This is a genomic window from Lichenihabitans sp. Uapishka_5, assembly GCF_033947565.1.
Classification (GTDB): Bacteria; Pseudomonadota; Alphaproteobacteria; order Rhizobiales; family Beijerinckiaceae; genus Lichenihabitans.
On sequence record NZ_JARPVX010000011.1, the window covers coordinates 18,973 to 32,574 of the forward strand.

The 13,602-nt window shown below is 65.7% G+C and carries 14 protein-coding genes; 8 read left to right on the top strand and 6 right to left on the bottom strand.

Annotation, left to right across the window (positions count from 1 at the left end; all coding sequences use genetic code 11):
* Positions 1 to 27: 27 nt before the first annotated feature.
* Entirely contained in the window at positions 28 to 453 is a 426-nt protein-coding gene (locus tag P7D22_RS06815) for a hypothetical protein (RefSeq protein ID WP_319933468.1), read from the top strand.
* Here P7D22_RS06815 and P7D22_RS06820 read toward each other — a convergent pair.
* Positions 388 to 1,722: an MFS transporter gene (locus P7D22_RS06820; RefSeq protein WP_319933469.1), complete on the bottom strand. Its 1,335-nt coding sequence runs from the start codon at positions 1,720 to 1,722 to the stop codon at positions 388 to 390. The genes P7D22_RS06815 and P7D22_RS06820 overlap by 66 nt on opposite strands.
* A 165-nt stretch (positions 1,723 to 1,887) precedes the next feature.
* On the opposite strand from P7D22_RS06820, the gene cyoA reads away from it, so the two are divergent.
* Genes cyoA through P7D22_RS06845 form a run of 5 tightly spaced genes read left to right on the top strand, consistent with a single transcriptional unit; the run spans position 1,888 to position 6,923 of the window.
* The gene (cyoA, locus tag P7D22_RS06825) at positions 1,888 to 3,075 is read left to right on the top strand and encodes a ubiquinol oxidase subunit II (RefSeq protein WP_319933470.1); all 1,188 of its coding nucleotides are present in this window, start codon (positions 1,888 to 1,890) and stop codon (positions 3,073 to 3,075) included.
* A 38-nt stretch (positions 3,076 to 3,113) separates the two neighbouring features.
* Positions 3,114 to 5,117: a cytochrome o ubiquinol oxidase subunit I gene (gene cyoB / locus P7D22_RS06830; protein WP_319933471.1), complete on the top strand. Its 2,004-nt coding sequence runs from the start codon at positions 3,114 to 3,116 to the stop codon at positions 5,115 to 5,117.
* 5 nt (positions 5,118 to 5,122) lie between these two features.
* Positions 5,123 to 5,761 carry a cytochrome o ubiquinol oxidase subunit III gene (gene cyoC, locus P7D22_RS06835; RefSeq protein WP_319933472.1) on the top strand — a complete coding sequence of 213 codons (639 nt, stop codon included), beginning with the start codon at positions 5,123 to 5,125 and terminating at the stop codon, positions 5,759 to 5,761.
* Entirely contained in the window at positions 5,758 to 6,135 is a 378-nt protein-coding gene (gene cyoD / locus P7D22_RS06840; RefSeq protein WP_319933473.1) for a cytochrome o ubiquinol oxidase subunit IV, read from the top strand. The genes cyoC and cyoD overlap by 4 nt, the downstream gene beginning before the upstream one ends.
* Complete coding sequence (locus P7D22_RS06845) at positions 6,135 to 6,923, top strand: SURF1 family protein (protein ID WP_319933474.1); 789 nt, start codon at positions 6,135 to 6,137, stop codon at positions 6,921 to 6,923. The genes cyoD and P7D22_RS06845 overlap by 1 nt, the downstream gene beginning before the upstream one ends.
* Before the next feature lie 277 nt (positions 6,924 to 7,200).
* Here the strand turns inward: P7D22_RS06845 and P7D22_RS06850 are convergent, their stop codons facing one another.
* Positions 7,201 to 7,491 (bottom strand): YggT family protein, encoded by a 291-nt coding sequence (locus P7D22_RS06850; protein ID WP_319933475.1) that lies wholly within the window; start codon positions 7,489 to 7,491, stop codon positions 7,201 to 7,203.
* Between the two features lie 365 nt (positions 7,492 to 7,856).
* Between P7D22_RS06850 and P7D22_RS06855 the strand changes: the two genes are divergently transcribed.
* On the top strand, positions 7,857 to 8,693 hold the full coding sequence (locus P7D22_RS06855; protein ID WP_319933476.1) for a hypothetical protein: 837 nt from the start codon (positions 7,857 to 7,859) through the stop codon (positions 8,691 to 8,693).
* A 22-nt stretch (positions 8,694 to 8,715) separates the two neighbouring features.
* Here P7D22_RS06855 and P7D22_RS06860 read toward each other — a convergent pair whose 3' ends face one another.
* Positions 8,716 to 9,576, bottom strand: a complete 861-nt coding sequence (locus P7D22_RS06860; RefSeq protein WP_319933477.1) for a fumarylacetoacetate hydrolase family protein — start codon at positions 9,574 to 9,576, stop codon at positions 8,716 to 8,718.
* Positions 9,577 to 9,679: 103 nt separating this feature from the next.
* Here P7D22_RS06860 and P7D22_RS06865 point away from each other — a divergent pair, with 103 nt between their 5' ends.
* Complete coding sequence (locus P7D22_RS06865; RefSeq protein ID WP_319933478.1) at positions 9,680 to 11,503, top strand: hypothetical protein; 1,824 nt, start codon at positions 9,680 to 9,682, stop codon at positions 11,501 to 11,503.
* 7 nt (positions 11,504 to 11,510) lie between these two features.
* On the opposite strand, the gene copD is transcribed toward P7D22_RS06865, so the two are convergent.
* Genes copD through P7D22_RS06880 form a run of 3 tightly spaced genes read right to left on the bottom strand, consistent with a single transcriptional unit; the run spans position 11,511 to position 13,570 of the window.
* Positions 11,511 to 12,410, bottom strand: a complete 900-nt coding sequence (gene copD / locus P7D22_RS06870) for a copper homeostasis membrane protein CopD (protein ID WP_319933479.1) — start codon at positions 12,408 to 12,410, stop codon at positions 11,511 to 11,513.
* Positions 12,411 to 12,461: 51 nt separating this feature from the next.
* On the bottom strand, positions 12,462 to 12,902 hold the full coding sequence (locus P7D22_RS06875; RefSeq protein ID WP_319933480.1) for a hypothetical protein: 441 nt from the start codon (positions 12,900 to 12,902) through the stop codon (positions 12,462 to 12,464).
* Positions 12,899 to 13,570, bottom strand: a complete 672-nt coding sequence (locus P7D22_RS06880) for an SOS response-associated peptidase (protein ID WP_319933481.1) — start codon at positions 13,568 to 13,570, stop codon at positions 12,899 to 12,901. The genes P7D22_RS06875 and P7D22_RS06880 overlap by 4 nt, the downstream gene beginning before the upstream one ends.
* Positions 13,571 to 13,602: the final 32 nt, after the last annotated feature.

Below are 13,602 nucleotides of genomic sequence, written 5' to 3' on the forward strand. Positions count from 1 at the left end.
CCGCTCACGCTTACGGAAGGCTCGGCCATGCCGCCGCTGCTGGTGCGACTGGTGTTCGACGCGCTGCCGCGCCGTGCGCCTTGGCCCCTTCGCCCTGCCGCGGCCTTGTTGGCCGCCGGAGTCAACAAGCGGCTGCTCGGCCCGCAACTGGCGCTGCACTTCGATTATTGGGAGCACAGCCTGCGCGAAAGCGGCTGGTTCGCCGGGGCGGAGTTCTCGACCGCCGACGTGATGATGAGCTTTCCGCTTGAGGCCGCCGCGAAGCGCGTCGGCCTTGGTTCGCGCCATTCCGCATCGCAAGCTTCCTCGAACGCATCCATGCGAGGCCCGCCTACCGCCGCGCTCTCGAGCGCGGCGGTCCCTATGATTTTGCCTGAAGCGTTTCCGTCAGGCGTCGCGGAGCGTCAGCCGCTTGTTGATGCCAAGTGCCACCAGGGTGCAGATGCAGCCTGAGAACAGGTAGGCGGCCACGGCCCACAGGCCGAAGCTGTTGTAGGACCCGAGCGTGATCAGCGGCGCGAAACCGGCGCCCACCAGCCAGGCGAGGTCGGACGTCAGAGCCGATCCGGTGTAGCGGCTCTGGTTGGTGAAGTTGGACGCCACCGCACCAGCGGCCTGGCCGAGCGACACGCCGAGCAGGCCCCAGCCGAGAACCGTGAACAACGTCTGCCCGTGGGTGCCGGCGCCCAACATCCAGGGCGTCAGCAGGCTGAAGATCGCAAGCAGCACCGCCACGGTGCCGAGCGTGGTGCGCCGCCCGAAGGTGTCGGCGAGAATGCCGGACAACAAGACGCCGAGAAACCCGATGGCGGCGCCACCGATCTGCCGCAGCAGGAACTCCCCCGGCGACCGATCGGTGTAGAGGTCGACGTAGGACAGCGGGTAGATGGTTACGAGATGGAAGCAGGCATAAGTGGCAAGCGGCACGAAGGCGCCCACCACGATGTTGCGGCCGTAATCCCGCAGCAAGGTCCCGACAGGCATCGGCAACAACTCGCGATGCTCCAGCATCTCCTCGAATTCTTCCGTGGCCACGAGGCGGAGGCGTGAGAACAAGGCGACGACATTGATCGTGAAGGCCACGAAGAAGGGATAGCGCCAGCCCCAACCCAGGAAATCCTCATGACCGAGGTTCAGCTCGAAGAAGCTGAACAAGCCCGCCGCAACCGCGAAACCGATCGGAGCGCCAAGCTGCGGGATCATCGCATACCAGCCCCGCTTGCCCTGCGGGGCATTCAGCGCAAGCAATGACGCGAGGCCGTCCCAGGCTCCGCCGAGAGCCACACCCTGCAGGATCCGGAAGATCGCCAACAACACGATGGAGGCGGAACCGATCTGCGCGTAGCCGGGCAGGAAGCTCATCGCCGCAGTCGAGCCGCCAAGCAGGAACAAGGCCGTGGTCAGCTTGACGCCGCGGCCATGCCGACGGTCAATCTCCATGAACAACACCGTGCCGATCGGCCGGGCCAGAAAGGCGAGCCCGAAGATGGCAAAGCTGTAGAGCACCCCGGTGAGCCGCTCCGCGAAGGGGAACATCAGCTGCGGGAACACCAGCACCGAGGCGATGCCATAGACAAAGAAGTCGAAGGATTCCGAGGTGCGCCCGATGATCACCCCGATGGCGATTTCGCCTGGCGCGACATGGTGCCCATCGGCGTTCACCAGACGGGCGTCACGTTCCAACGCCGTCGAAGTAGGGGTTTGTTGACCTGGGGCGGCCATGCCGGTGCTCCGCATGCGGACCCTAAAAGGGTTGCTTCCTGTGTTGTCCTATCGCATAGGGCCGCTTGGGGGCAGGCGTCAAACGGCTTCGGCCGCGCGGGACAAAAGGTCTTCTGGCCAAGCCCTCCACCACTGTGTAGAGCATGGTGCATCGCACCAAACCGGATGGTTCGTTTCGTCGTGAGAGTTCTGCGCGCCTTTGCCGTCCTGCCGCTGCTGCTCTTACTGGGCGGTTGCGATTGGGCCATCATCAGCCCGGCTGGCGACGTCGCGGTGCAGCAGCGTAACCTGATCTACGCTTCGACGGGCCTGATGCTGTTGATCATCGTCCCGGTGATCCTGGCGACGCTGATCTTCGCCTGGCGCTACCGCGCCGCCAACACGACGGCCAAATACGATCCCGACTGGCACCATTCGACGCAGCTCGAGGTGCTGATCTGGACCGCGCCGTTGTTGATCATCATCGCACTCGGCGCGCTGACGTGGATCAGCACCCATGTGCTCGATCCGTTCCGCGCCCTTGGCCGCATCGATGCCTCGCACCCGATCACGCGCGAAACGCAGCCGCTGGTCGTCGAGGCTGTGGCGCTCGATTGGAAGTGGCTGTTCTTCTATCCCGAGCAGGGGATCGCCACGGTCAACGAGTTGGTGGCTCCGGTCGACCAGCCCATCACCTTCAAGATCACATCCGCCACCGTGATGACGTCGTTCTTCGTGCCGGCGATGGCCGGGCAGATCTACGCCATGGCCGGCATGGAAACGCAGCTTCATGCCGTGATGAACAAGCCCGGCACCTTCCAGGGTCTGGCCGCGCATTACACCGGCGCCGGCTTCTCCCACATGAACTTCAAGATGCACAGCCTCGCCCCGAGCGATTTCAACGCCTGGGTCGAGAAGGTGCGCAAGGAAGGCACCGGTCTCGACCGGGCCACCTACATGAACCTCGCCAAGCCGAGCGAGCAGGAGCCCATCCATTATTACGGCTGGGCCGAAAGGGGCCTTTATCAGGACATCCTCAATCTTTGCGCCCAGCCGGGTAAGATGTGCCAGAGCGAGATGATGATGATCGATGCCAATGGCGGCGGCGGCAAGAACAGCGAAGCCAACTACGATCGGCTGAAGTACGATGGCGCGATGACGGAGGAGGGCCATGAGGCCCCTGGGGCCACCTTCCCGGCGTCGGGGCGGCCGCCGAATTCGAACGTGCAGCCGGAAGGCATGAAGCCGCGGCCGCTGTCCCCCGAGGTGAACGGCCAAAAGTCGCAGGGCGACGACGGCCAGGGGCACAATATGCAAGGAATGCCGGGCATGACGGACGGTAAGATCGCTCCGGCGCAACTCGACAAGAACTGAACCACACGGTCACAAGGTCACGAACGGGCAAAGACGCAATGTTCTCGAACCTCGATCTCCAGCACCTCATCCTGGGTCGCTTCACGCTGGAGGCCATACCCTATCACGAACCGATCCTGTTGATGACCTTTGCGGGCGTTGCCGTAGGTGGGATCGCGCTCCTGTCGATCCTCACCTATTTCAAAGTCTGGGGTTATCTGTGGACCGAATGGTTCACCAGCGTCGATCACAAGAAGATCGGCGTCATGTACATCGTTCTGGCGATCGTGATGCTGCTGCGCGGCTTTGCGGACGCGCTGATGATGCGCACCCAGCAATCCATGTCCTTTGGTGAAAACCAGGGCTTTCTGCCGCCGCACCATTACGATCAGGTCTTCACAGCTCACGGCGTCATCATGATTTTCTTCATGGCGATGCCCTTTGTGACCGGCCTGATGAACTTCGTGGTGCCGTTGCAGATCGGCGCCCGTGACGTGGCCTTCCCGTTCCTGAACAACTTCTCGTTCTGGATGACGGTCGGTGGCGCCATCATCACGATGGCCTCGTTGTTCGTCGGTGAATTCGCCCGGACCGGCTGGCTGGCCTTCCCGCCCTTGTCAGAGGCTGCCTACAGCCCCGGCGTCGGCGTCGATTATTATATCTGGGCGTTGCAGATCGCAGGTATCGGCACGCTGCTTAGCGGCATCAACCTCATCGCCACCATCGTGAAGATGCGGGCGCCCGGCATGACCATGATGAAGATGCCGGTCTTCGTCTGGACGTCGCTCTGCACCAACGTGCTGATCGTCGCCTCCTTCCCGGTGTTGACTGCTGTTCTGGCCCTGCTGTCGCTCGATCGTTACGTGGGAACGAACTTCTTCACCAACGATCTCGGCGGCAATCCGATGATGTACTTCAACCTCATCTGGATCTGGGGCCACCCGGAAGTCTACATCCTGATCCTGCCGGCCTTCGGCGTGTTCTCGGAAATCACGTCGACGTTCTGCGGCAAGCGGCTCTTCGGCTACGCGTCGATGGTTTATGCCACGGTCGTGATCACCATCCTGTCCTACCTCGTGTGGCTGCATCACTTCTTCACCATGGGGTCGGGCGCGAGCGTCAACTCGTTCTTCGGCATCACCACGATGATCATCTCGATCCCGACGGGGGCGAAGATCTTCAACTGGTTGTTCACCATGTATCGCGGCCGCATCCGGTTCGAGCTGCCGATGATGTGGGTCATCGCCTTCATGGTGACGTTCACCATCGGCGGTATGACGGGCGTGCTGCTGGCGGTGCCGCCGGCCGACTTCATGCTGCACAATTCGCTGTTTCTGGTGGCGCACTTTCATAACGTCATCATCGGCGGCACGTTCTTCGGCGTGATGGCCGGCACCAACTATTGGTTCCCGAAGGCCTTCGGGTTCAAGCTCGACGAGTTCTGGGGCAAGATGTCGTTCTGGCTCTGGACGGTCGGCTTCTACTTCGCCTTCATGCCGCTGTATGTGCTTGGCCTGATGGGCGTGACCCGCCGCCTCAGCCACTTCGACGATCCGTCGTTGCAGCCCTGGTTCATCGTGGCGGCCTTCGGTGCCTTGCTGATCGCCGGTGGGATCGGGTCGTTCCTGATGCAGCTGTTCGTGTCCATCAAGAACCGCGAAAAGCTGCGCGATCTGACGGGCGATCCTTGGAACGGCCGTACCCTGGAATGGGCCACCTCGTCGCCGCCGCCGGCCTATAACTTCGCCTTCACGCCGATGGTGCACGACCTCGACACCTGGACCGACATGAAGGCACGGGGCTATACGCGGCCGCTCGAGGGCTACAAGCCGATCCACATGCCGAAGAACACCGGCGCGGGCGTGATCCTGTCGGGCATCTCGACCGTCATCGGCCTCGCCTTGATCTGGTACGTGTGGTGGCTGGCTGCACTCGGTTTGGTGGCGTTGCTGGTGTGCGCCATCGGGCACACGTTCAATTACAACCGTGACTATTACATCTCGGCCGAGGATGTGGTGCACACGGAAGCGGCCCGGACGAAGCTCCTGGCAGGGCAGGTCTGATCAAAATGGAAGCGTCGAACGCCGCCGCCGCGACGGCGACAAGTCCGGAAGAGCTGCATTTCTATGTAGCGGACGAACATGGTCATGCCGAAGGCAGCACCATGCTCGGCTTCTGGCTTTACCTGATGAGCGACTGCCTGATCTTTGCAGTCCTCTTCGCCTGCTATGGGGTCTACGGCCGGCAGTTCGCTGCCGGCCCAACGCCTCACGACCTTTTCGACCTCTCCACCGTGGCGTTGAACACGTCCATGCTGTTGTTGTCGTCCATAACCTATGGCTTCGCCATGTTGGCCATGGAGGACGACAAGGTCGGACGCACCCAGCTTTGGCTGCTTGTCACGGGCCTGTTCGGGGCGGCTTTTGTGTTTCTCGAAATCCGGGAGTTCCTGGAATTCATCCACGATGGCGCCGGTCCGCAACGGTCGGCCTTCCTGTCCTCGTTCTTCACCCTTGTGGGGACGCACGGTCTGCATGTCAGCCTTGGCCTGATCTGGCTGGTGACCTTGATGGTGCAGGTGGGACAGCGCGGCTTGGTGCCTGAAAACCGCCGTCGCCTGATGTGTTTGTCGATGTTCTGGCATTTCCTCGATGTCGTGTGGATCGGCGTCTTTTCCTTCGTTTATCTGATCCCGGTGCTGCGATGACGAGCGACGGCGTTCACGTCGAGGTCCTCCACAGCGGGGACCAGGCCGGTCACGGAAGCCGCAAGGGCTACCTGACAGGCTTCATCCTGTCGGTCATCCTGACCGCGGTCCCGTTCTGGCTGGTGATGAACCACGTTCTGACCGATCCCCGCGTCATGGCGGGATTGGTCATGGGCTTCGCGCTCGTGCAGATTGTGGTCCACATGGTCTACTTCCTGCACATGAACACGAAGTCGGAAGGCGGCTGGACCATGCTGGCCTTGATCTTCACCGTCGTGCTGGTGGTGATCGCGCTCGCGGGCTCGCTGTGGATCATGTACCACCTCAACACCAACATGATGCCGACCATGCAGAACATGCGCGACATGTCCTGATGCCCAGGGAACCGGCCGGGGATGGCGAGCGGGCTCGCTCGACCGGTTCCCTGGTCGGGCTCGGTGCCGTAGCTCTGTCTCTCATCGTGGTCCTGTTGGGGCTCGGCACCTGGCAGATGGTTCGCCGGGTCTGGAAGCTCGATCTGATCGCTCGCGTCGAGGCGCGCGTCCATGCGGCGCCGGCGGCTGCGCCGGGGCCCGATCAATGGAAGGCCGTTACGGCCTCCGGCGACGAATACCGGCACGTCACCCTGACCGGCACCTTCCTCAACGCCGACGAGACGTTGACCCAAGCCGTGACCGATTATGGTCCCGGGTTCTGGGTCATCGTGCCGTTGCGGGCGGCGTCGGGCATGACGGTGCTGGTCAACCGTGGCTTCGTGCCATCCGACCGCGCCGATCCCGCGAGCCGCCCCGACAGCACCGTTGAGGGTGAAACGACTGTGACGGGTCTGCTACGCCTGCCGGAGCCGCATGGCGGCTTCCTGCGTAACAATGATCCGGCTACGAACCGCTGGTATTCCCGGGATGTCGCGGCGATCGCGGCTGCGCATGACCTTGGACCCGTGGCTCCCTATTTCATCGATGCCGATGGGCCGCCCGATCCGAGCCGTCTGCCTGTCGGCGGGCTGACGGTCGTGCACTTCCCCAACAACCACCTCGTTTATGCGCTGACTTGGTACAGCCTCGCCGCCATGCTGGCCGCAGCCGTGGCCTGGATCGGGCGGGACGAATGGAAACGGCGTAGCCGTCGCACTCGATCACGCGCGTTGCCTTTCAGCGGCTGATGGCGGCAGGCGCCAGCCGAAAGCGTCGGCGGCTCGGGTAATGGTGATTGATGCTCCTCATTCCGGGCAAGCGGAGTGCAGACCCGGAATCGGGGAGCTTCAGCGTCGCAGTCCGGCGCACACCGGTTCCGGGTTCGGCTGCGCCGCCCCGTAATAAGGGTCGGTGGCGGTTCAGGAACAATGCAGGTTGCTATCAAGGTCGGACGAAGTTCGACCACCCCGAGAATGCGTCCGCGCCGAGACCGACAGCGGGACTCGGCGGCTTAGCGCTGTGGCCTCAAACCACGTTCGGGTAGATGTAGAGCTGGATGACGTGTTCTACGAACCAGATCAGCAGCAACAGCACGATGGGCGAGATGTCGACGCCACCAAGGTTCGGCAGGATCTTGCGGATCGGCCGTAACACGGGCTCCGTCACCGCATTCACGAAGTTCCAGATCGAGCGGACGAGTTCGTTGCGAAAGTTGATGACGTCGAACGCCAGCAGCCACGACATGATGGCCACGGCGACAATCACATAGGTGTAGAGCTGCAAGACGACGAACAGCAGGTCGAGGAGGGCGCGCATGGGCGGTCCGGAAAGCCAGGGCTAGACCGGCGCTTGTGCCCGGCGACATTCTTCTAAGGGGCAGGGTGGGTCGGGGCAACCCCGCCCGGCTTGGCCGACAGGGTGTCCAGGTGTCCGATCAGCAACCCCGACGCCGCTTCGCCTTTTAAAGCGAGCCGGAGGGCTACGAGAGCTGACCGTGGTTTCCCTTACCTGGGTGGCCTTATCGCCGCCGACCGGTGGCTTCGGCACATGGGCCTGCTGTTATGCAACACCTGCCGGGTGTCTTGCGTCGAGTGTCGGCGAGCCCGACTTCGAGGCTGACGCCTTCCGGTGCAGCCGATAGGGTCGAGAACTTGAAGCCTGTTCGGATTAGTCTTTCCCCCATGCGTGGCTTTCTGGTTTTTGCGGCCTGCCTGCTCCCCACCGTCGCGCTGGCGCAACTCGACCTGTCGGGTGCCACAGCGCCGGCACCGGCCGGGACGGTGGTGACGCCGGCTCCCGCCAAGCCCAAGGCCCCTCGGCCCCCAAGGGTCGTGCCGGCCGCACCGCCGGCCGAGTCGACCTTGGGTGGCAAGACGCTGTCGCTGAACGGCGGACGCAGTCAGGTCACCTTCGCGCCGCGCGACAAGACGGTCGACGTGGCGCGGCTGCTGCTGGCCGGGCACAAGATTTCCAACGGCCGGGATGAATGTCAGGTCGACGTGTCGGGCATGCCGCTCAGGCTCACGCCACTCGACAAGGCAAATGGCCTCGTCCGCTATGCGATCCCGTTGTCGGCCTGTCCGCTCAGCTTCGATGTTCTGAGCGGCGCCATCGTGACCCACGCGGATGCGGCGACCTGCAGCTTCAAGGAGGCCGACTGCCAAGCGGCCGTTGTGGGGCTGTGGGGTGCGCAGCCGGGCGACATCGGGGCCGATCAGGTCAAAGCGATCGAACGCGACCGCACGGCGGCCGAAAAGGAGGTCCGAGCCGCCTATAAGGCGCTCGTATCCTCCACCAAGGACCGCGCCGTCATCAAGGATTACGCGAGCGATCAGGCAGGGTTCTCGTCGCACCGCGAGGAAGCCTGCCGGGATTACATCGGCGAGTCCCGGCATGGGTTCTGCGCGGCCCGCCTCACCCAGGCTCGGGCCACATCGCTTGAGGCCGCGCTGGTCGTGGCGCAGGCCGCCAAGGAGGAGCGCCGCCGCAAGCGGGCAGGGCGCAACGGCCGGCGCTAGTCAGGCGCCGGCCGTCGCGCGATCAGGCGGCCGCCTTCGACCAGGCCACAACGCTCTGTTTCTGGGCGCCGAGCCCGTCGATGCCGAGAGCCATCGTGTCGCCCGGCTTGAGGAAACGCGGCGGCTTCATGCCCATCCCGACCCCGGGCGGCGTCCCGGTGGTGATGACGTCGCCAGCCTCCAGCACCATGAAATGCGACAGATAGGAGACGATCTTCTTGACGTCGAAGATCATCGTGCCGGTGGTGCCGGTCTGGCAGCGCTGTTCGTTCACGTCGAGCCACATGCCGAGTTGGCCGACGTCGGCGATCTCGTCGGCCGTCACCAGCCAGGGGCCGAGCGGTCCGAAGGTGGCGCAACCCTTGCCCTTCATCCACTGGCCGCCGCGCTCGATCTGGTATTCGCGCTCCGACACATCGTTGCAGATGCAATAGCCCGCCACATGGGCCGGCACCTCGGCCTCGGTGATGTACGAGGTCCGGGAGCCGATCACGATGGCGAGTTCCACCTCCCAGTCGCTCTTTTCCGAGCCGCGCGGCAGCATGACAGCGTCGTAAGGGCCGACGATGCAGTTCGGGGCCTTGTTGAAGAGGATCGGCTCCTTCGGGATCGGCATGTTGGATTCGGCCGCGTGGTCGGCATAGTTCAGCCCGACGGCAATGAAATTGCAGGGCCGGGCCACGCAGGCGCCGATCCGCGGTGATCCGTCCACCTTGGGCAACGTGTCGACCGCGAGGTTGCGCAGCCGGTCCAGCGTCGCGGGCCCGAGATTGTCGCCGCCGAGGTCGCCCGTCAGCACCTGGCTGAGGTCGCGGATGGTGCCCTGCGGGTCGAGCAGCCCTGGCTTCTCGTGTCCGACCTCACCGTAGCGCAACAGCTTCATGGTCCGTCTCCCGTCCTGTGGGGCCTTTCGAGCCCGGCCCGTTTACCCGAACTTCGTGGCTCGACGGCATGGTGGGGGTCAAGCCCGAACCTGGACGCCCGCCTTGAGCCTCAGCCTCGTCGACCAGAGCGATGCCGCGTCGCGCGTCGGCCGTCATGCTCTGTTCGGCCCCATGCTGGCCGCCTGTGCCCTGGCTGTGCTGGTGATGGCGCCCCAGGCCTGGTCCGTTGCCAGCCGGGGCACGTTCCTCGATCCCGACGATGCCCTGCGCACCGTGGAGATCCGCGACTTCCTGGCCGGCCAGTCCTGGTTCGACATGGTGCCGCACCGTTTGTCGCCCGGCCACCCCTTCGCGATGCACTGGTCGCGCCTCGTCGATGCACCGTTGGCCGCGCTAAACTGGGCGTTCGGACGGGTGATGCCCGCCGATGCGGCCGAACGGGCCATGCGGATCGTGGTGCCGATCGGCTTGTTCCTCCTGGCGCTTTGGGCGATCCTGCGCATCACGGCGCGCCTCGCCGGACGCGCCGCGCTGTTGCCGGCCGGGCTGTTGTTCGCCTCCTCGACGGAACTGATGGCCAATTTTTTGCCGGGTCACATCCACCACCATGGGCTGCAAGCCATGCTGCTGCTCGGCGCGGTTTTGGCGCTGATGCGCGTTTCCGCGCCAAAGCGCGTTCCAACGCCGAAGGGGCAGCTACGGCATGGGGCGCTGGCCGGCGGACTTGCGGTGGTGTCGCTCGGCATCGGCCTGCAGAACCTGCCTTTCGTGGTCGGCATCACCGGTGTGGTGCTGGGGCTCTGGGTGGTGCGGGGCCGTCCGCAGGCGCGGGGCCTCGCGGGGTTCGGGCTCGGCCTTATGGCGGCGGTGCCGGTGTTCTGCCTCGACGTGGCGCCCCACCACTATGCGATTGTGGCCTGCGACGCCTTCTCGATCGCCCATGTCGTCGCTGCTGGCGCGACGGCGGTGTTGTGTCTGCTGTTAGCAGGGCTATCGGAGCGGCTGCCGCGTCCCGCCAGCCGCGCCATCGCGGTCGGCTGCGGCGGGGCCTCGATCGTGGTCGGGCTTGCCTGGGGGTTCCCGACCTGCCTCGGCGATCCCATGGCGGGCGTCGATCCCTTGCTGCGTCGGGAATGGCTCGATGGGGTCGGTGAGGCCCTGCCGTTGTCCCGGCTGATCGCGGCATCGTGGCCCGAAGGGATGGCTCTGCTGCTCACGCTTGCGGGCGGTCTCGGCGCGACCGTCCTGGCGACCGTCGCGGCCAGGCCCGATCGGCATGCAGGCTGGCTGGGCCTGCTGGTCTTGGCGAGCATCGGCGTGGCGGGCACGCTCTGGCAGGTGAGGGTGGCGGCCTCGACGGCGGCGCTGCTGGTTCCGGGCTCGGCCTGGCTGGTCGGGCAGGTGTTCGAGCGCGCCAGCCGGCGGCCCGGGCGGCCGGCCCTGCTGCTCGCGGTTGTGAGTGGTGTGATGCTCGGCGGATCGGGATGGAGCGCCATGGCCGGCTTGGGGGCCCGGCACGGTTCAGGTGCGGCCGCCGCGGCGCGGCCCGCCGACTGCTTCGATCCCGCCGCCTTTGCGGGGCTGGCGGCGCTGCCGCCAGGGCTCGTGCTGTCCAGCATCGATCCCGGCTCGGCACTCCTGGCCTATACCGGCCACACGGTGCTGGCCGCCCCCTATCATCGCAACACCTACGGCAATCGGCTGTCGCTGCTGGCCCTGGCGGCACTGCCCGAGGCCAGCCTGCCGATGCTGCGGCAAGCGGGCGTGCGCTATCTGGCGCTGTGCCGTGCCTCGAACGAAACGGCCGAGACCGTGGCGACCCACCCGGATAGCCTGTCGGCGCGCCTCATGGCCGGTCAGGTGCCCCCCGGCCTGACGCGGCTCGGCGGCGATCGGGACACCTACCTGATCTGGCAGGTCGATTGAACCTCGCTCAGCCGGGTTCCAGTAGGCCGAACACGGCCACCAGCGCCACGGCCATGATGCCCAACCCGATCTCCGTCAGCGTTGCGCCGCGGATGCGGTTCATCGCCCGGCCATCCCCGCGGATCCACTGACGGAGAAAGCCGTAACGGTTGAGGAGAGCCAGGGCCGTCATCAACAGAGCGCAGGCGATCTTTAGGGCCAGCAACGTTCTGTAGGGCGAAGCGTCGGTCCACGACAAACCACCGGGCCCCGACGCATGGCCAAGCACCAGCGCGGCATTGATGGCGCCGGTGGCCAACACCCCGGCAACAGCCGCGTGCCCGACGGTCGAGAAGCGCCGCAGCGCCAGCACGGCGTCGCCATGCGTATCCCGTGCCGCCTCGGCCAGGATGGGGAAGAGCAGCGGGAGCGACCCGAGCCAGAAGCCAGCCGCCAGCAGGTGCAGCCACGTCGCTCCGCGCTGCAGCAGCCCGGGCACGCCGGCCCGCATGGCGGCATGCCCGCCGGCCGCGACACCCGCCAGCAACAGGCCCGCCACGACCGCCGTCGCGGCCGTGCGCCCGGGCAGGCGTCCGAGCGACAGACCGAGCAGGGCCGCCGCCGCAACCGCTTGGGCGACCCAGAGCGGCCCGAGATTCGTCTCAAACAACACGTCTGCGAGGCGTCCGGGCGTCAGCGCATCGGCCCACAGGCCGCCGAGCGCCGCCGCCTGCAGCGGCAGGGAGGCCGCGACACTGAGGGCCGCAGTGGCGGCGGCCAACACCTGCCAGGGTCGGAAGCGTGGCTCGAGCCGATACCGCAAGGCCGGCGGCACCAGCACGCCGCTATAGATCCCACCGCCCCACAGCATGAGCGTCGGGACGTCGCGCAGCCAGCGGACGACGGCCATTCCCGTGTCGATCTCCATGCCGCTCCCCGGCAGCGACGCCGTTGCTACGGCCGCGAAGCCGCCGATGCCTCACACCTGGACGACGCTGACCGGTACCGCTCCGACGCCGGCCGTCGGATGGCGCAGATCGACGTCGACGCGCCAATGGACGATGAAATGCGAAGCCGAAGGGCGGTACAGCCCCACCACATCTTCCGTGGTGTAGGCCAGGTGGCAGACCTGCCCCACACGGCAGCCACCGCCGATGCTGCCGGCCAGCGCCGGTATACCGAGGGAACTGCTGGCGAGCGCCGCCTTGACGCAGGCGGTCTCGCCCGCTTCCGTGCGCTTGTCGCATTGCGACAGGGCGCGTTCGATTGAGGTTCGGGGCGCGTCGACCGTATTCTCGATGCGCAGCACGTCCGGCACCGGCACCTTGGGCAGGTCGGACACCAGGGGCAAGGTTTCGAGCGTCGAACAGGCCGCGAGCCAAAGGCACGGCAGCAGCAGGAGGGCGGTTCGGAGGTTCAAGCTACGGCTTCCGTCAAGCTGGGGTCGTCGTCGTCCTGTCCGGTGCGGTTGACGCGATCGGTGACGATCCATTGCCGCAGCGCATCGGCCGCCGCGGGTCGCAACATGGCCGCATCCGCGCGACCGCTCAGCCAGGCGTCGAACCCATCGGGGGTCAGCAGCACCGGCATGCGGTCGTGATAGGGCACCATCCAGTCGCTGGCGTCCGACACGACGATGGTTGCGGACAGGATCTCGGCGCCGGTGTCGGGGTCGCGCCAACGGTCCCACAATCCTGCGAAACCCAGCACGGGGCTCCCGTCGCCGGCCGTGAACAGGTGCGGCACGCGGGCTCCCTTCGGGCCTGTCCATTCGTAGAACCCGGAAGCCGGCACGATGCATCGGCGCTGCCGGAAGGCGTCGCGGAACATCGGCTTCGCGGCCACCGTTTCGGCCCGGGCGTTGAAGGTGGCCGGCACGTCGCGCAGGGTCTTCGACCACCAGGCCGGCACAAGACCCCACCGCATCCGCACCAGCTCGCGGCGGCCTTCGCGGTCGAGCCGCACCACGTCGATGGTGGTGGTGGGCGCGATATTATAGCGGGGTTGCAGGTTCAGCGGCGTGCCGATGACGGACAGGAACCGGTGCACCTCTGCCCAGGTGTAATGTTGCGTGAAGCGGCCGCACATGCGGGGACCATGCTCCGTCGTGGCTGGGATGT